This is a genomic window from Pseudoalteromonas sp. JSTW (assembly GCF_013423925.1).
In the GTDB taxonomy this organism is placed as follows: Bacteria; Pseudomonadota; Gammaproteobacteria; order Enterobacterales; family Alteromonadaceae; genus Pseudoalteromonas; species Pseudoalteromonas lipolytica.
In genome coordinates, this window is the sequence record NZ_CP058972.1 from 923,827 (window position 1) to 940,647 (window position 16,821).

A 16,821-nucleotide genomic window follows, 5' to 3' on the forward strand; every position below is an offset into this window, starting at 1 on the left:
AAAAGCGGGTAACGAAGGTTTTTACTTATCGGTTTTTTAGAATATCTGTTTGCTGGTTTTAGGGGCTACCAAGTTGCATATCAACCCGAATAACCCCCGTTTTAGTCATTGTGATGACTAATCTGTTACCTTTTCTAATGCACCTGTGCGCCATGGTTCGATGATAATTTTAATGTGGTCGTTTGGTTTAAATAAGGTGTCGAATGCGCCTTGTACACCGTCGATGCCGACTTTGCCGGTGCGCATTTTTTGCCACGCTATTTTGCCTGAGGCGATATTCTCAAGTGATTGTGCGAACTCTTCAGGTTGATAGTAATAAGAGAAAATAAGGTCGAGCTCTTTTACGGTTGCATACGCAAAGTTCACTTCGAGTGGTGCGGTATGAATGCCTGTTACAATAATTTTTGCTTTGGCTGGCGCACGCAAAATATAGTCGTTTAGTAGGCGGCTTACACCTGCACATTCAAAAATTACTACCTTGTGATCGCCTGCGAGTGTGGCCGCTGTTGTTACTTCGTCATCGGCCATGGGGTTTACGTAGTGTGTTGCACCAAACTCAAGGGCGATTTGTTTTTTACTCTCTTGCGGGTCAGAGGCAACAATATGTTTTACGCCTTGCAGTTTTAGAGCGGCAATAGCGGCAAGACCGATAGGTCCGCAACCTACGACAACGGCGACATCATCTTTATTCATGTTTGCGCGATTAACGGCATGCAAGCCCACAGCAAGAGGCTCGGTAATGGCGGCGGCTTCTGATGGCACGCCATCAGGAATAGGTAATAATAGCGCTTCATCAACAATAAAGTACTCAGAGTAAGCACCATATATACCGGGTGTTACTCCAACTCCAGCACCGCCTGCCGACATTAAAATAGGCACCGATGTTACGCGTGTGCCTGCAGCAAGCTCGCCTTTTGTATCTGGACCATAGCTAACAATTTCAGCGGCATATTCGTGGCCGAGTAATACTTCTTGATCGTTTCCTGCGCTTTTATCCATGATGCCAAGGTTCTTATAAATATCAAATACATCGCTCGTATGGCGAGTAATATGAATGTCTGATCCGCAAATTCCACACGCAAGACTTTTTACAAGTACTTGTCCAGGCCCAGGTGTTGGAATGGCTATTTGTTTTACATGTAGTTGGCCATTTTGCATAGCGACCGAATTCATTTGGCTCATATGTGTATCCTCAATTGAACGGGAAAGGTTTTCACCTTGTGTGCTATCTACACTAAGTAAACTGGCAGGGTATATCTTGACTTTTTACGACAAAAACATGATAAATTGCGACATAACAAAGCAATAAGAGCATTAACATGGACTATTGTGTACGTGCTGGTTCGTTAGCTGGGTATCAAGAGTTGGTGAATGAGCTGGGTGCAAACCCTATAAGCTTATTAAAACAAGCGGGTTTTTTACCTAGCCACTTGCGTGACGCTGATAACATGATTGTATACGAAAAAGTATCGCACTTATTAGAGCTAACGGCGCTGCAGCTGGCCGACCCTTTATTTGGTTTTAAGTTGGGATTACGCCAAGGGATCCGCGCGTTAGGATTAATTGGCGCACATATGGCGCAGCAAGAAAATATTGCGACAGCCCTGAGTATTGCACGTAAATATTCATTTATGCATGTGCAAGGGGCGCAGCTAGCGCTAACACATTTGACGGCAAAACAATGCGAGCTGCAAATAAGTTTAGTGATAAATGAGTTAAGCCGCAGCACTCAAGTCGTGCAATTGAGCATTGCGCTTATTTACCGTATTTTACGTGATATGGCGGGGGCTGATTTTGAGCTTCAGTGTATTTGTTTACAGCAGGCTATTAGCCACGAACAGCAAAAAATACTCCGTAAGATGTTTCAATGTGAAGTTGTGCCACAGGCTCAAAATAATGCCTTATTGTTTTCGTCGCATATTTTGATGAAAAAACCAATTCGTCCAGATAATTTAATTACCGACATTATTAATCAGCAATTTCAACTAAACAGTGCATCTGTAGTGCTACCTATTAGCGATTTAGTTAAGCACAGCATTACAATGTTATTACCGACAGGTGAATGCAATAAAGACAGCGTGGCTTTAAACCTTGGTATGCACCCTAAAAAGTTAGAGCGGTCGCTCAAAGAAGCCGGAACAAGCTTTCGGGAAGTGTTAAATGAAACACGAAAATCAATTACGTTACGTACTCTCGAAATGAGTAATATGTCGATGACCACCTTGGCATTGAACCTTGGTTATGCAGAGTTCTCGGTGTTTAGTCGCAGTTTTAAACACTGGTTCGGGCTGTCGCCTCGTGCTTTTAAGCGGCAAATAAAGAAGTAAGCCCTCGGCGCTTTACCGAGGGCGTATTACTGAGTTAGTTAAAATAACCTGTATTTAGGTATAAATGTGTGACCACCCCTGCAAAATAGCCGAGCAAAATAACCGGTGTCCATTTTAAATGGCTATTAAAGGTGTATATACCACGCGCTTGCCCCATAAGAGCCACACCCGCAGCCGAACCAATTGACAATAGACTGCCGCCAATGCCAGCGGTGAGGGTAATTAATAGCCATTGACCATGAGACATATCTGGCATCATTTGCAGTACTGCAAACATCACAGGTATGTTATCTACCACAGCCGACATTAAACCTAAGATTATATTTGCACCTGTTGCTGACCAGTTGTTATAAAGCAAATCAGACAATAAGCTTAAGTATCCGATAAACCCTAAACCACCCACACAAATCACAATGCCATAGAAGAACAGTAGGGTATCCCATTCTGCGCGAGATACGCGGCTAAATACATCAAATGGCACCACATTTCCTAAGCGCTCTAAACGTTGTTTATCACCTTCACGCTCTGCCATGGCACGTTTTCTTGCCAGTGAACCCGGTAGGGTTACACGTAAGAAATAACCAAAGAATTGTAAGTAACCAAGCCCCATCATCATACCTACAACAGGGGGTAAACCAAACGCTGTTTTAAGTACCACAGCCGTAAGAATGGTAAGTAAAAATAGGCATAAAATACGGATAGCACCGCGTTTTAGTTCCACATCTTCATCGGCTGTTTGTGGGTGTTTATTGTTAATAAAGAAAGACATCACTAAAGCAGGAATAATATAGCTGACTAACGCGGGTAAAAATAAAACGAAGAACTCAGAAAAGGCAACAACATCGGCCTGCCAGACCATAAGTGTGGTTATATCACCAAATGGGCTAAATGCACCGCCCGCGTTGGCGGCAATAACAATATTAACGCACGACATTGCAATAAAGCGGTTATCATCGGTTGCTACTTTCATTACCACGGCACATAGCAGCAATGCGGTGGTTAAGTTATCTGCCACAGGCGAAATACAAAAAGCGAGTACGCCACTGATCCAAAATAATTGTTTATAACTAAAACCGCGTGCGACTAACCAGCTACGTAGGCCGTCAAATAGGCGGCGCTCTTCAAGCGCGTTAATGTACGTCATGGCGACCAGTAAAAAGAGCATTAACTCAGAAAACTCAAGCAACGCATGACGAAATGCATTGGTGCTTAAGTCAGACATGTTTTGGGCGCTGTATTGCCACGCAATTAAGGTCCAAATAATACCGGCAGCGACAAGAACCGGTTTTGATTTTCGTAAATGGATTTTTTCTTCAAGAATAACGAGTACATAGGCAAAAATAAAAATAGCGACACAGATAATGCCGACGGGGTGGTTAAGTAGGTCAATAGCGGCTGTTGTTTCAGCGTAAGCTTGGCTACTGAATCCTACCAAGGAGAGCAGGAGTCCTAGTATCAGTTTGTTCATTGTGTGTTCCATTTAGTCATATTTAGAGTCGACGGTGTTTACTGTGTGAAGCGGTGGCTATTTTAGATTTTTTTTGTACTTTTTGTAACAAAGAAGTAATAAAAATGTAGGTATATCCAATATAAATATGAGTAATGTTTAGGTATGAAGGTGCTAAAAATAGCAGGGGAAAAGTTCGTAAGGTAAATAGGCCGCGATTTCTAATGGGCAGAATCGTTAAAGGTTTTATTTAAGGTTTATTCAGCGCGGTTTATAACGATTAAATAGCGTAAATACAAAAGGGCTACAAAGTAGCCCTTAAAGGAAGTTTTGCGTTGCTTATGCAAAATGTTTTTCTAAGTCGTCTGAGCCGCCAATGTGCTGACCACCAATAAATACTTGTGGAACAGTTTCACGACCAGACAAGGCTTTTAAGCTCGTAAGTGACGCATGTTGCCCCAATACAATTTCTTCGTACACAAGGCCCTTGCTGTCTAGCAATGCTTTTGCTTTTATACAAAATGGGCAATTAGGTTTAGTAATAATGCTCACAGGCTCTGGTTTAACTTGCGCTGGGTTAATGTAATCAAGCATGGTATCAGCATCAGAGACTTCAAATGGGTCACCTGGCTTTTGTGGCTCAATAAACATTTTTTCAATCACGCCATCTTTAACAAGCATTGAATAGCGCCAGCTACGTTTACCAAAACCTAAGTCGTTTTTATCTACTAACATACCCATGCCGTCAGTAAATTCGCCATTACCATCTGGAAGCAGGGTAATATTTTGTGCTTCTTGGTTTTGTGCCCATGCGTTCATTACAAATGTATCGTTTACCGAAATACATACGATGTCATCTACCCCATTTTTCTTAAATACGGCTGCAAGCTCGTTATAGCGAGGCAAGTGAGTTGATGAGCAAGTGGGTGTAAACGCACCTGGTAAGGCAAATAACACCACGGTTTTACCTTTAAAAATGTCGTCAGTGGTGATTGACTGCCATTGCTCACCTACACGTGTTGCAAATGTAACGTTTGGTACTTTTTGACCTTCGATATTGTTTAACATTGTTTTTAATTCCTCTTGATTTGTTGAGTGCTATTGTGACGGTTTGCTCTTAATAGTTCCAATCGTTTGTTTGTATTGATACGATAGGTAATACCAATCAGTAATAATGCTTAATCATTTTGAGACGGATATGAATTTAAAAGACTTTGAATATGTTAAAGCCGTTGCCCAATTTCAGCACTTTCGTAAAGCGGCCGATGCATGTTATGTCAGCCAGCCTACGTTAAGTGGGCAAATAAAAAAGCTTGAAGAAGCGCTTGGCGTGACTATTTTTGACCGCTCAACCAAGCACGTTACTATAACAGCGCAAGGGCAGCGGCTAGTTGACCAAATTATTGTAATACTTGAGCAAACTCAAGTGTTAAAAGAACTGGCCGCGAGTTCACATGACCCCCTTCAAGGTAAAATTAATGTGGGTATTATTCCTACCATAGCGCCTTATTTATTACCTACTTTACTGACCTCAATGAAGCATGCATTCGCTAAAACGCAGTTTTCGTTTATAGAAATGCAAACAGCACAAATATTAAGCGCCCTCGACAAGGGCGAAATAGACATTGCGATTGTTGCAGATGTGCCAGACTTAGAGAGTTATCACAAATCGGCTTTGTACAAAGAAGACTTTTTACTTGCGGTATCTGAGCAGCACGCGCTGGCAAGCCATAATGAGGTTGCATTAAAACAGTTAAATGGCGGCGAGTTACTAATGCTTAATGAAGGGCACTGTTTTAAAGAGCAAGCTGAGCAGTTTTGCTTTTCGGCAGGGGTTGAAGTGTCTAATCAATATAAAGGAAACAGTTTAGAAACCTTGCTTGCGCTGGTGGCGATGGATGATGGCGTGACCTTTGTGCCAAAATTGGCGTGTTCACCCAGAGCGGGTATAAACTATGTATCTATTGCGCCTAATCAGCAGCGTCAAATTGTGATTGCAACCCGAAAACATTACCCACATATCGCTGGGGTAGAGCAATTAGCCGCATGGCTAAATGCTCATAAGGGCTTACACGAACGCTTACTCAGCGCCCGCTAGTTCTATAATGTCGTTAATTTGAATCGCGGGCAAAGGTTGTTTATCGATACTGGTAGCAACCGCAGACTGCTGATACAGCTGTGTTACTTTCACTTGGTTTAAAGTGGTAATTTTGTGTGGCAGCTTATTACCTTGTGCATCTGTAATGTAGTTGTGATGCGCAATATTTAAAATTTGGCCTTGTTGCAGGCCATGAGCTTTGCCCAAGTTAATAATGAGCGTGTCGTTTTCAATATGTAAGATCTTGCCTTGAGTGGGCAAACACGCCATGGCTGCTTGCAAGTCGTAGGTCAGAGTTTGGTTTACATCACTGATTGCACGGCCATAATCGGTTGCCCAAAATCTATCGCTGTAAACATCGATGATATCGGTTTTTTTGTACGGCCAGACCCCTTCTGCTTGATAGCTTTTCTCCCACAGTTTTTCATAGGTTGTGCCATCAAATAAAACATAATCGACTTTGTAAGCACGTTTAAAGCTGTCGTCTTGCCAAAATGCATAGTCGTTGTTGAGCTTTTGATTAACCGACAGGTCGCGAATACGGCTAAGCAACACGTATTGCGAATTACTGCGACTGGTTATTTCTTCAAGTAGGGCATTACTGTAATCGTATTGTTGGGTAAAAAAGTGATCAACCCTAAGAGGCACGTTGTAATAGGCTGTTGGCTTGGCTGCCATTTGCGTATTACTTAAACTGGCATACAGTTGCTCACTGATCGCTTTATTAACGTCAAAAATTTGGCCCATTCTTGCTTGTTCACGATTTACTAATTGGCTTTGTGTAACCGCGATAAACTTAGTGTATTGATTTGCAGGGCATTCTTCGGCTTGAGGGAATATATCTAAGCGAAGTGTAATGGCATAGGTGTCGTTATGACGGTCTTCGCTGATTAACTCTATTTTTTGGATCTCGCCATGACTGCTGATCTTCAACTGATCTTGTGTCAAAACCCCGTCAACAAGGGTTTGAACAGACGTTACACGGGCCCCTGAAAACACCAATGCTTGGGTGATCGCATCTTTAATGGCGGCTGATTTTGCCTGACTCGTGTCGCCATTTTTCACTACGGCATGCCCTGTAGACTCAAACCATTGAGCTAAGCTATTGTTTGAAAACACAATTGTGAAGGCTAATCCGATACCTTGTAAACTGGCTATAATTTTACGTTTCATGCTGACACCTAGCACCGATAACTATTGATTAGCCTAAACGAGCAAGGAATGTACCAGAAGTGGCATTAAACGTGCATATTTGTGACAAATGAGTTTTAAGCGGAAGCAAATTATGCGAGCACTTCTATTTATTGGGCTTGTTACCTGCGCAGCATTAACGGGCTGTAGCAGTATTTTTGATAAGCATGTTGAGTATACTTACATTGAACCAGATGACTACCCAATACTAAAAGCAGTGGGTTACGCGCCTATTAGTGCGCAGCCAGGCAGCAGTGAATCGCAACGAGCGCTGCTTGCAATTAAAGCCTCTAAGCTTGAAGCCTACCGAGAGCTGGCTGAGCAAGTTTATGGGCAAAAAATTTCCGCCGGCACCACGGTGCAAAATAGTGTTGCGCACAACGATCAATTGCAAAGCCAAGTGCAAGGGGTGATCAAAGGCGCTCAGGTGATCAAAAGCTACGCTGTAGGCGATACGTATGCAACCGAATTACAGCTAGATATGAAACGCGTTCACGACCTTTATATTGGTGAAATTAAGCCGCGTGAAGTAAAAAAAGTGACTTATTATTAACCGTTAAATTCTCATAGTTGCAGCTTGGGTGCTATGCTTTTAAGACTGTCGGTTTTAATAAAAGCATACTGGTGATAACACGTTACTTAAACCAAGCTGTTCTGTTCTTTGGCATGGCCTATGCTCAGTAAAGGCATTGTGAGTGCATGCCGCTTTGCTTGGCGCTATCGCTTTTTTTCGATCCTCTTTTTTTTGGTTTTATGCTTAACAAGCGTCGCGCTTGCTGAGCGTTTGGTGATTGAGTTTTCAACCTTTATCCAACAAATGCAACAGCGTTATGGTGCTAACCGAGTGACTGTCGCCAGACAGTGGCAGGGCATGCTGCAACATGCTGCAGGCTTACCCGAGCAGCAACAAATTTTAGTTGTGAATGACTTTTTTGCCCGCACACTTCGTTATCAAACTGATATAGAACTTTGGAAGCAAAACGACTATTGGGCGACCCCTCTCGAGACCATGGGCAAAGGGTTGGGGGATTGTGAAGATTATGCGATTGCCAAGTATGTGAGTTTACGTGCGCTGGGTATCAGTGACGACAAACTTAGGCTTATTTATGTTAAAGCCCAACTCCCCGGTACTCGGCAAACCCAAGCGCATATGGTGCTCGGTTATTTTACTCAGCCTAATGCCCAACCCCTTATTTTAGACAGTTTGATTGTTAAGGTGCTGCCAGCAGCCAAACGCACAGATCTTAGTCCCGTTTTTAGTTTTAATAGTAAAGGCCTTTGGGCAAATAATTCGACGCAAAGTGTGGCAGATCCAACCGCGAGACTATCGCGTTGGCGTCATATTTTAGAGCAAACGCGTAAAGAAGGAGTTAAATGGTGAGCGTATTTAAAGTGTTAAAACGCAAAAGAAATAAAACCATTACCTTAAAACAGGAATTGTGGATTGCCATTTTAACGGTGATCATTATTGGTTTTGTAAGTAGTTTGCTGATTAGTACCAGCTCGGCGAAAGAATACTTTACCACTGAGCTTAGAATGAAAAATGTCGATAATGCTAACTCGTTGGCATTAATGCTGAGTCAAATGAATAAAGATCCGGTGGAAATAGAGTTACTTATTTCGGCTACTTTTGATACCGGGTACTACCATCGTATTGAGCTCAAAGACCCCCAAGGCGACACCATAATAAAACGCATTTACCGTGGTGAGCTAACCCTAAATGCACCCCGTTGGTTTCGTCATTTATATTCGCTAAATGTGGCGCCGGGCATCGCACAAGTCAGCGATGGCTGGCAACAATTTGGTACGTTATATGTAGAAAGCCACAGCGAATATACGCAAGATGCACTGTGGCAAAGCGCCGTACATTTATTTTATAGCTTTTTAGCGGTTGCGGTGTTTGCATGTATTGCTGGTGCTTATTTCTTATCAAAAATATTAAGCCCATTGAGCGATGTAATGAAACAAGCGGTGGCGCTGGGTGAAAAGCGCTTTATTAAATCAAAAGTGCCAAGAACCTACGAGTTTGCCAAGCTTGTCACGTCAATGAACCAATTATCATCTCGCTTTAGTCGCACAGTCAAAGAAGACCGCCGACGCCTAGAAGAAATGCGCTTTAAAAGTCAGCACGACGATTTAACGGGGCTTGCTAATCGTGAGTATTTTAATGCAACGCTCGATACCTTTTTACAAAACTCACAATCACACGGTGCTTTATTTCTGTTTAGAGTGATTAATCTTGATGCATTATCTGACCAAGTGGGACGGGTTGAAATGGTGTCATTTTTACGCCGTTTTTCAGAGTCGTTAGTGGCGTTTTTAGAATCAAATGAAGACAGTTTTCGTGAGAGCCAAATTGCACGTATGTCGCATGTCGATTTTTTAGTGTTATTTAGCGATGTCAGCGAGCTAAAAACACTCAGCGATAATGTGCTAAATATACACAAACAGTTAGTGGCAGAGTTTGCTCAAGTTGAGCTTGGGGTGTCTCATAGTTGTAGCCTTATTAAAGCCGATGATACTCGAGGAGAGTTACTAACACGCGTTGATCAGCTATTAAAAATTGCTATTGCCCAGCCAGGATGTAATGCATGCATTAACGACAATGTGCCGGTCCATCAAGAACATATTGATGCCGACCAATGGCGCACAACAATCGAAACTGCACTTAAAGAGAATCAACTTGAAATTGCCTTATACCCGGTCAGTAGCTTTAGTGGCTCGTTACTCCAGCAGCAAATTTCATTGAGTTTACTGTTAAACGGTGAAAAATACCGCTTTGGATTTTACTACCAATGGGCACATCGCTTGCACTTATTAGCAAGGCTTGATTGGAGTTTAATGAAACTGATGATCCTTGAATATGGTGATAGTGAGGATGAATCAATACTTGCCATAGAGCTGAGCGCCGATACTTTGCGAGATGACATGGCTGTGGCCTCTATTTTAACAGGGCTTTCTGCTTACCCGAATTTAGCTAACCGCTTATGTTTTGAGGTAAGAGCGGGTTTTGCAGTGAAAGAGTTTAGTTTGTTTAGAAGCTTTTGTTCGCAAGTACACTGTATTGGCGCCAAAGTTGCGCTTAAAAGAGTGGGGGCTGAGTTTACTAAGCTCACTAAAATACAAGAACTTGGCCTTGAGATGATTAAAATTGACGCGGTTTATTGCCACAATATTAGTTTTAGTGAAGACAACCAAACGTTCTTACGTGGCGTATGCTCTTTAGCTCATTCTTTAGGTATTAAAGTGGTTGCAGAGGGAGTTAAAAACCCGAGTGACCAAGCCATACTGCACAGTTTAGGATTTGATGGCTTAGTCGCAATTGAGGAACGTGTTGGTTAATGGCCTTTTACGGCCAACATTAATTGCATACGATCGCGTACTTTTAATTTATTAAAAATAGAGCTCATGTGCTCTTTTACAGTCCGCTCTGTAATATGTAAGGTTTGCGCAACCTGTTTATTGGTTGCGCCAGTGACAACGTGATCAACAACTTGTTTTTCACGTTTAGTTAAACAGCTCAAATCGCATTGATGTTGGTAGCTAATAGGTTGATTTGACAAAACACCGACCAGATTCGACAGTAACTGCCCCGGTAACCAAATACCGCCTGAACACACGGTTTCTGCTACTTGCTCGATAATCACCTTACTCGCAAATGCCTCTATGTAACCACGTGCACCAAGTTGAAGTGCTTGACACAACTGGGCTATATCAAGTTGTGTGGTCATTACGATAACGGGTATGCGTTGGGCGCTGTACTTCTCAACGAGAGACGGCCACTCAGGTCCATCGGCTAACAACCAAATTAATGTGTCTGCAATTAATTGCTTGGGCGACGAGGTATGAACGGCACAATCTGGAAACGCACTTTGCCAATGAGGCGATTGCAATTTATCTTGTGTAATAAAAATACTGCGGCGCATGAATACTCCGTAAAAATGCTGTAATTATCTCGTCTTACCTTTCGGTCATCGCTAAAGACGTTGCACGTAAAATGGGTTTGAAAAGGTATTCTAGTACGGTTTTTTTGCCGGTTATTATATCTACCTGAGTGGTCATGCCCGGAATAATGGTCAGGTTTTCTGAAAAATGATTACGGTTCGTTTTTAACTGCACAATGTAAAACGTATTATCTCTTTCATCGGTGACGGTATCAGCACTGATATGTGTTACTTCGGCTTCTAAGCCGCCATAAATAGCAAAGTCATAGGCACTGAATTTGATCATCGCAGTTTGGCCTGGACGTAAAAAAGCGATGTCTTTCGGTAAAATTTTTGCTTCGACAACGAGCTGATCATCAAGTGGAATAATTTCAAGAGCATCACTGCCCGGTTGTAAAATGCCCCCGACGGTATTAACCAGTAAACGTTGAACCGTGCCATTCACGGGGGAGCGAATTTCGGTTTGTGTTACTTTGTCGGCAAGCCCTGATTCGGTTTCTTTTACAGCATCAAGACGAAGCAAAGCTTCTGATAACTCGTTGCTCCAGCGGTTGATCATGGCAAGCTCAACTTCGGTCACTTTGTTTTTAGCTTCGTTAATGGCTGACATGGTGCGGTTTATGGCGGCTTTGGTTCTGTTTATTTCGCCTGTGTGTTCTACTATTTGGCGCTCTAGGCGAATAATATCAATATCAGAAACGGCACCAGAGCGTAATAATGGGCGTGTGACAGACAACTCACGATTGGCCAAACTTAACGAGTTAGTGTGTTGCTGAAGTGCTGCTTTTGCTTCGGCATAATCTTGACGGCGTTGCTCTAGTTGCCGCTTGTGTATAGTAACTTGCTGTTCGAGTTCTTGATTACTGCTCTCAAACATGGCTTGTTCGTGGGCGATTGCCTCAGGGGCTTTTTCCATAATTTCTGGATCAAACGCGAGAGGTCTTTTTTGGGTTAACGCTTTAAGGCGTTCTACCTTTGCTGTTAACGACAGTATTTTTGCTTGGTTTTCTCTAAATGAAGAAATAAAGCGTGTTGGATCTATCTTTATTAATACATCGCCTTCGTTAACTATTTGGCCTTCTCTGACATAGATTTGCTCAATCATGCCGCCATCATAAGACTGCACGACTTGCAGTTTATGCGACGGGATAACGCGTCCTTCGCCCCGAGCTACTTCGTCGAGGTGCGCAAATGCGGCCCACATAATTAAGGCTAACAGGCTGAAACAAATAATATAAAGCAGTACTTTAGCGCTAGCAGGTTGCTGTTGCATTTTTTCCCATTGTGCATCTACAACCCAGTCTTGACTGGTTGGGGGTGATAACCAACCTGAAAATAACTTTGAAAAGATCGAAGGGCGTTTTGTTTTTTGTTTTTCAAGTGCTTTGTTTAAGCGCTCAAACGAGCGCTGTTCAATAGGTAGGTTATTATCGCTCATGATACTTTTCCTACTGTTTGATGATTTAACGCTGATAACACTTGAGATTTAGGGCCATCGGCAACCACTTTACCGTTATCGAGCACAATGACACGGTCGACCAGTTCGAGTAACGAGGTTCTGTGAGTTACAACGATTAAGGTTTTTTCTTGGCAACTGCGTTTGATGTTATTAATGATCTTAGTTTCGCTGTTGTGATCAAGCGCCGAAGTTGGTTCATCCATCAACAGTATTGGCGGGTTATTTAACAGTGCTCGGGCAATACCAACCGCCTGACGTTGACCCCCAGAGAGTAATCGGCCTTGCTCACCAACTTGCATGTCGAACCCATCGGGGTGAGAGTTTATAAGTTCAAATAACTGACTTTGCTGGCATGCCGAAAGTATTTGCTCATCTTTAGCGTGCCACGCACTGAGGGTGATGTTGTCTTTTAACGAACCAAAAAATAATGAAATGGTTTGGGGCACATACCCAATGTTGTGCCTAAGCTCTGCGGGGTCTATTTGGTGGATGTCGTTATTATCAATTGAAATCGTGCCCGCTGTTGGCTCATACAAACCTAAAATTAGTTTTTCTATGGTGCTTTTCCCTGAGCCATTGCGCCCTAAAATAGCCACTTTTTCACCGGCTTTTATTTTAAAGCTAACCCCACTGAGCGCTTCGTTGCTTTCATCGGTATATTTAAAGCGTACGTCGTTAAATTCTATGTCGCCAAGCAACACTGGATGACTTAACCAATGTTTGCCTGCGGGGCGTTCAACGTCTTTTTCCATGATTTCATTTAACGAGTGCATTGCAATTGCGGCATGATGAAATTGCGCGAGCACGGCCGCAGATTGACTAATAGGAGCCATGGTACGTGACGACAATAAGTAGGCGGCAATTAGCCCCCCTTGGGTTAAATCACCTTCGATAATTAGGTGTACACCTACTAACATAATCACCACACCAACACACTGCTGAACCCACGAGCCAGCATTGGCTATAGAAGATGATATTAAGCGACTTTGGGCATTGACTCGGGCTATAAAAATCGTTGATTTTTCCCAGTTTGACTGGGTTTTACATTCACTGTGAAAGCTTTTGACATCTTCAATGTTTGTTAAGCTTTCAACCAAAACAGCATTGCGCATAGAGCTTGCTTTCATGGTTTGTTCTGACAGGCTCTCGAGTTTTCGATGGGCAGCCAGCGCGTAACTCATTAATAGTAGTGCCCCAACGATAATAGGTAAGCTTAATTCAACGCCAATAATCGCGATGACTGTGAGGTAAAGCAGTACGAAAGGTAAATCGACAAGGGCAATTAAAGTAATGGAGCTAAAAAAGCTGCGCACTGCCTCAAATGATTGAATATTACTGGCAAACGAGCCTGCTGACGCAGGACGGTTTTTTAACTTCATACCCAACACGCGTTCCATGATCACTGCCGACACTTTGACATCAATACGACTGGCTGCCAGCTCTACAAAATAACTGCGCACGAGTCTGAGAATAAAGTCTGCGGTAAGGGCAATTAGTACGCCTGTGGCAAGCACCCATAACGTTTCAGTGGCATGGTTAGGCACAACGCGGTCATAAACATTCATGACAAACAATGGCATTGCAATGGAAAGAATGCCCAAAGCAATGGCAGAAATAATGACATCTTTGTATAAGCTTCGACACTCTTTAATGACACCCCAAAACCAGCCGTCTTTCGACAGTTTTTGCAGTACGGGGGAGCGCGCATCAAAGGCAAACTCGGGTTGTGCATAAATGATCATCGATGTACTGGTTTTATAAAGCTCTTCAAGGCTTAATGTCACAGCAGAGTCTGGCATCTCGGGGTAGATCACTTCGACTTTATCATTTTGAGTGTCGAGTTTTGTAATGACGCAAGCCTCATTGCCTTGCAAAATTAATACGGCGGGTAACAAAGCAACGTTTAAGTCGCAAAGTGCTTTACGCACAACCTTGGTTTTAAAACCAATACGTTTTGCTGCTCGCGAGAAACCCGATGGCGTTAATAAGCCATCCTCAAGGGGAAGCCCACTAAGCAGTGTTTCACGAGAAAACTCTCGATCATGATAGCGGCATAAAATTTCTAGGCAGTCTACAAGACTGCCGCCGTGGTCGAGTACATCGTTCTCTTGCATAAAATGTCCATTATTAATAAACCTAAAGTTTAAGACCAGCCGTCTTTCATGGCGGGTGGCCGATTACCTTTTTCGGTTATTACCGCTTCAATGCGACGATTTGCTGCGTTTGCGCGAACAGAAATCTCATTTATTCTTGGCTGATCAATTCCATAGCCTAATGACTTCACTCTTGTTGGTGATATACCGTATTGTTGAATGAGTATTTCAGCGACCGAAAAAGCACGTTTTTCTGACAGTTTTTTATTGTAAAGAGCAGGGCCTTCTAATGAAGCATGGCCTTGGATTTCGACATTTTTACTGGGGTGTTCTTTTAAGAAGTCTGCCAGTCTTGCAATTTCTTGCATATATTCAGGGCGTACAACACTAGAGTCGGCAAGAAAGGGAATACCTATTTCGACATTGCTAGTGTTGCTACGGTACTTTGTACAGCCTCTTTCATCGACCTCCGTAAAAGCAGGAGTTGATGGGCAATCATCATTTTCGTTAGCAACGCCGTCGTTGTCATCGTCAACGAAGGTGCTTGCGGGTGTTGTTGGAATGGTGAGATAACTCGGCATGGCTGTCACACTCATATACGCGTTATCTTGTTGCTTCTTTTTTTGTAAAAAGGCTTGTCGACTCAGGGTCGCTGCAACATCAAATTTAGGGCAAATACTGTCAGCACTGAGTGCGATAGGGTCGTCGGTTAGCTCACTGATTGCAGGGAATTTATCTGATTTTACATTGAGGGTTTCAAGTAATTTCCCCATTTCGGCTAGCATCGTTAGTATGGCTGCTTGTCTATCGTAAAGGGCTGCAGTGTAAGAGCGATTAGATTGAAATGATTCATTCTCTGCATCAAGTACATCGAGCAATGTGCGCTGACCGATATCGAATTGGTCTTTGTAGGCGTATTTAACTTTTTGCGACGATTCTTTATGGTTAGCGAGCGAAGGTATTTTGCTTTGTAGGACTTGTACACTGTTGTAGGCGATTTGTAAGTTCTGCCTTATTTCTATACATGTTTGATCGCGTTGATATTTAGCAACGTTCACTTCTTGATAGGCTTGGTCTAGATTTGCGCTATCGAGTCCGCCGTTATAGAGGTTGTATCTCACGTCAATACCAACACGTGCCTCAGAGCGGGTTTCGTTTAACCCTAACTCGTCTCGGTCTTGCATGCCGTAGCGTGCTGATAAATCAACATTCGGATGAAAGGCCGATTTTTGCGAGTCTGCATTAGCTTTTTGTGCTTCGATATTGTAAAGCGATGCATAAAAATTTGGGCTGTTTTTATAGGCGATATCAAGGGCTTGATTTATTGTGATGGGGATTGCGTCATCACTCAACTTTGCCTTTACCGTACCTTGAGTCGGAAGCTCGCCAATAATACGCAAATAGCGTGCACTGACATCATGCAAGTTTTCATATTCTGTCATCACGTTTGACTGCGCTAATGACAGACGACCACTAATTTGTTCAAGATCGGCTGCACGCGCAACGCCAGCTCCCACACTTTGTTCAATCTGCTGATAAACCGATTCATGTTCTTTAAGGTTAATTTCAGCAAGTTCAACAAGCTCAGTAAACTTTTGTACGTCTAAATAAGCGATACTTGCAGCGAGTGCTGTTTTTTCGGCTTGATCTAATAATTCGAAATAACGTATTAATTGGATTCGTTCAAAACGTTTTACGTTATTTGAGGTTCTGAAACCATCGTAAAGCATTTGCCCGAGCGTTAATTCGGCAGTGTTACGGTTATATTCTTCTTCAATACCGTAATTGCGCTTTTCGTACCCAGCACTGGCCGACACATCCACTGTGGGTAAATAGCCAGAACGTGCCGCATCAATACCATGCATAGATGCTTTAAATGCATGCCAAGCTTGTTGCACTTCAGGGTTGGTTGAAATTGCTTTATCTGCCACATAATTTAGAGGCATCACTGAAACTTGTTCTGCATTAGCATTAAAAAAGCTGCCGTTTGCAGCAAATAATAAAGTGAAAAATACAGAGAGTTTCTTGGTAGTGAACTTTTCGCTAATAGTCATATCATCCTCTTTTATCGACTAAATTTAATTCACGCTAAGTTAGTTTTAGTCAACAAATTTAGATACTGCAAATACTTCTTTTGTATTATTTTTCGGATGTTTGATCCTATTTTACGTGTACCTGTACTTTAGTCCTATAGTATTAGCTTTGTGTAAAACCTGTACCATAGTCCAGTAACTAAGTGCTGTTTCTCTACTAGATTTACGT

The 16,821-nt window shown here is 42.6% G+C and carries 13 protein-coding genes; 5 read left to right on the forward strand and 8 right to left on the reverse strand.

What is annotated here, in order from left to right:
- Positions 1 to 117: 117 nt before the first annotated feature.
- Positions 118 to 1,182, reverse strand: coding sequence for a zinc-binding dehydrogenase (locus tag GZH31_RS04325; protein WP_075593848.1), 1,065 nt, complete (start codon positions 1,180 to 1,182; stop codon positions 118 to 120).
- Positions 1,183 to 1,319: 137 nt separating this feature from the next.
- Here GZH31_RS04325 and GZH31_RS04330 point away from each other — a divergent pair, with 137 nt between their 5' ends.
- Complete coding sequence (locus GZH31_RS04330; protein ID WP_180311419.1) at positions 1,320 to 2,327, forward strand: AraC family transcriptional regulator; 1,008 nt, start codon at positions 1,320 to 1,322, stop codon at positions 2,325 to 2,327.
- Positions 2,328 to 2,361: 34 nt separating this feature from the next.
- On the opposite strand, the gene nhaD is transcribed toward GZH31_RS04330, so the two are convergent.
- A complete protein-coding gene (nhaD, locus tag GZH31_RS04335; protein WP_036970244.1) occupies positions 2,362 to 3,795 on the reverse strand; it encodes a sodium:proton antiporter NhaD in 1,434 nt (477 codons plus the stop codon).
- A 318-nt stretch (positions 3,796 to 4,113) separates the two neighbouring features.
- The gene (locus GZH31_RS04340; RefSeq protein ID WP_036970241.1) at positions 4,114 to 4,842 is read right to left on the reverse strand and encodes a glutathione peroxidase; all 729 of its coding nucleotides are present in this window, start codon (positions 4,840 to 4,842) and stop codon (positions 4,114 to 4,116) included.
- Positions 4,843 to 4,972: 130 nt separating this feature from the next.
- On the opposite strand from GZH31_RS04340, the gene GZH31_RS04345 reads away from it, so the two are divergent.
- Positions 4,973 to 5,872: a LysR substrate-binding domain-containing protein gene (locus tag GZH31_RS04345; protein WP_065978389.1), complete on the forward strand. Its 900-nt coding sequence runs from the start codon at positions 4,973 to 4,975 to the stop codon at positions 5,870 to 5,872.
- Here the strand turns inward: GZH31_RS04345 and GZH31_RS04350 are convergent.
- A complete protein-coding gene (locus GZH31_RS04350) occupies positions 5,855 to 7,045 on the reverse strand; it encodes a flagella assembly protein FlgT (protein ID WP_036970238.1) in 1,191 nt (396 codons plus the stop codon). The genes GZH31_RS04345 and GZH31_RS04350 overlap by 18 nt on opposite strands.
- 112 nt (positions 7,046 to 7,157) lie before the next feature.
- On the opposite strand from GZH31_RS04350, the gene GZH31_RS04355 reads away from it, so the two are divergent.
- From GZH31_RS04355 to GZH31_RS04365, 3 genes are all read left to right on the forward strand, one after another.
- Positions 7,158 to 7,616, forward strand: a complete 459-nt coding sequence (locus GZH31_RS04355; protein ID WP_065978388.1) for an LPP20 family lipoprotein — start codon at positions 7,158 to 7,160, stop codon at positions 7,614 to 7,616.
- A gap of 120 nt (positions 7,617 to 7,736) precedes the next feature.
- Positions 7,737 to 8,444: a transglutaminase-like cysteine peptidase gene (locus GZH31_RS04360; protein WP_083422949.1), complete on the forward strand. Its 708-nt coding sequence runs from the start codon at positions 7,737 to 7,739 to the stop codon at positions 8,442 to 8,444.
- The gene (locus tag GZH31_RS04365; RefSeq protein ID WP_180311420.1) at positions 8,438 to 10,405 is read left to right on the forward strand and encodes a LapD/MoxY N-terminal periplasmic domain-containing protein; all 1,968 of its coding nucleotides are present in this window, start codon (positions 8,438 to 8,440) and stop codon (positions 10,403 to 10,405) included. The genes GZH31_RS04360 and GZH31_RS04365 overlap by 7 nt, the downstream gene beginning before the upstream one ends.
- Here GZH31_RS04365 and GZH31_RS04370 read toward each other — a convergent pair.
- Genes GZH31_RS04370 through GZH31_RS04385 form a run of 4 tightly spaced genes read right to left on the reverse strand, consistent with a single transcriptional unit; the run spans position 10,402 to position 16,613 of the window.
- A complete protein-coding gene (locus tag GZH31_RS04370; RefSeq protein WP_036970232.1) occupies positions 10,402 to 10,989 on the reverse strand; it encodes a response regulator transcription factor in 588 nt (195 codons plus the stop codon). The two genes, GZH31_RS04365 and GZH31_RS04370, sit on opposite strands and share 4 nt — an antisense overlap.
- 34 nt (positions 10,990 to 11,023) lie before the next feature.
- Positions 11,024 to 12,445 (reverse strand): HlyD family type I secretion periplasmic adaptor subunit, encoded by a 1,422-nt coding sequence (locus tag GZH31_RS04375; RefSeq protein ID WP_065978387.1) that lies wholly within the window; start codon positions 12,443 to 12,445, stop codon positions 11,024 to 11,026.
- On the reverse strand, positions 12,442 to 14,580 hold the full coding sequence (locus tag GZH31_RS04380; RefSeq protein ID WP_118844080.1) for a type I secretion system permease/ATPase: 2,139 nt from the start codon (positions 14,578 to 14,580) through the stop codon (positions 12,442 to 12,444). The genes GZH31_RS04375 and GZH31_RS04380 overlap by 4 nt, the downstream gene beginning before the upstream one ends.
- A gap of 29 nt (positions 14,581 to 14,609) precedes the next feature.
- On the reverse strand, positions 14,610 to 16,613 hold the full coding sequence (locus GZH31_RS04385) for a TolC family outer membrane protein (protein WP_227006835.1): 2,004 nt from the start codon (positions 16,611 to 16,613) through the stop codon (positions 14,610 to 14,612).
- Positions 16,614 to 16,821: the final 208 nt, after the last annotated feature.

Excerpts from the sequence above, each read along its gene's own strand:
- GZH31_RS04360 (WP_083422949.1), top strand. The coding sequence starts at position 7,737 with ATGCTCAGTAAAGGCATTGTGAGTGCATGCCGCTTTGCTTGGCGCTAT.
- GZH31_RS04365 (WP_180311420.1), top strand. The coding sequence starts at position 8,438 with ATGGTGAGCGTATTTAAAGTGTTAAAACGCAAAAGAAATAAAACCATT.
- GZH31_RS04345 (WP_065978389.1), top strand. The coding sequence starts at position 4,973 with ATGAATTTAAAAGACTTTGAATATGTTAAAGCCGTTGCCCAATTTCAG.
- GZH31_RS04330 (WP_180311419.1), top strand. The coding sequence starts at position 1,320 with ATGGACTATTGTGTACGTGCTGGTTCGTTAGCTGGGTATCAAGAGTTG.
- GZH31_RS04340 (WP_036970241.1), bottom strand. The coding sequence starts at position 4,842 with ATGTTAAACAATATCGAAGGTCAAAAAGTACCAAACGTTACATTTGCA.
- GZH31_RS04375 (WP_065978387.1), bottom strand. The coding sequence starts at position 12,445 with ATGAGCGATAATAACCTACCTATTGAACAGCGCTCGTTTGAGCGCTTA.
- GZH31_RS04370 (WP_036970232.1), bottom strand. The coding sequence starts at position 10,989 with ATGCGCCGCAGTATTTTTATTACACAAGATAAATTGCAATCGCCTCAT.
- GZH31_RS04380 (WP_118844080.1), bottom strand. The coding sequence starts at position 14,580 with ATGCAAGAGAACGATGTACTCGACCACGGCGGCAGTCTTGTAGACTGC.
- GZH31_RS04350 (WP_036970238.1), bottom strand. The coding sequence starts at position 7,045 with ATGAAACGTAAAATTATAGCCAGTTTACAAGGTATCGGATTAGCCTTC.
- GZH31_RS04385 (WP_227006835.1), bottom strand. The coding sequence starts at position 16,613 with ATGACTATTAGCGAAAAGTTCACTACCAAGAAACTCTCTGTATTTTTC.
- GZH31_RS04355 (WP_065978388.1), top strand. The coding sequence starts at position 7,158 with ATGCGAGCACTTCTATTTATTGGGCTTGTTACCTGCGCAGCATTAACG.
- GZH31_RS04325 (WP_075593848.1), bottom strand. The coding sequence starts at position 1,182 with ATGAGCCAAATGAATTCGGTCGCTATGCAAAATGGCCAACTACATGTA.
- nhaD (WP_036970244.1), bottom strand. The coding sequence starts at position 3,795 with ATGAACAAACTGATACTAGGACTCCTGCTCTCCTTGGTAGGATTCAGT.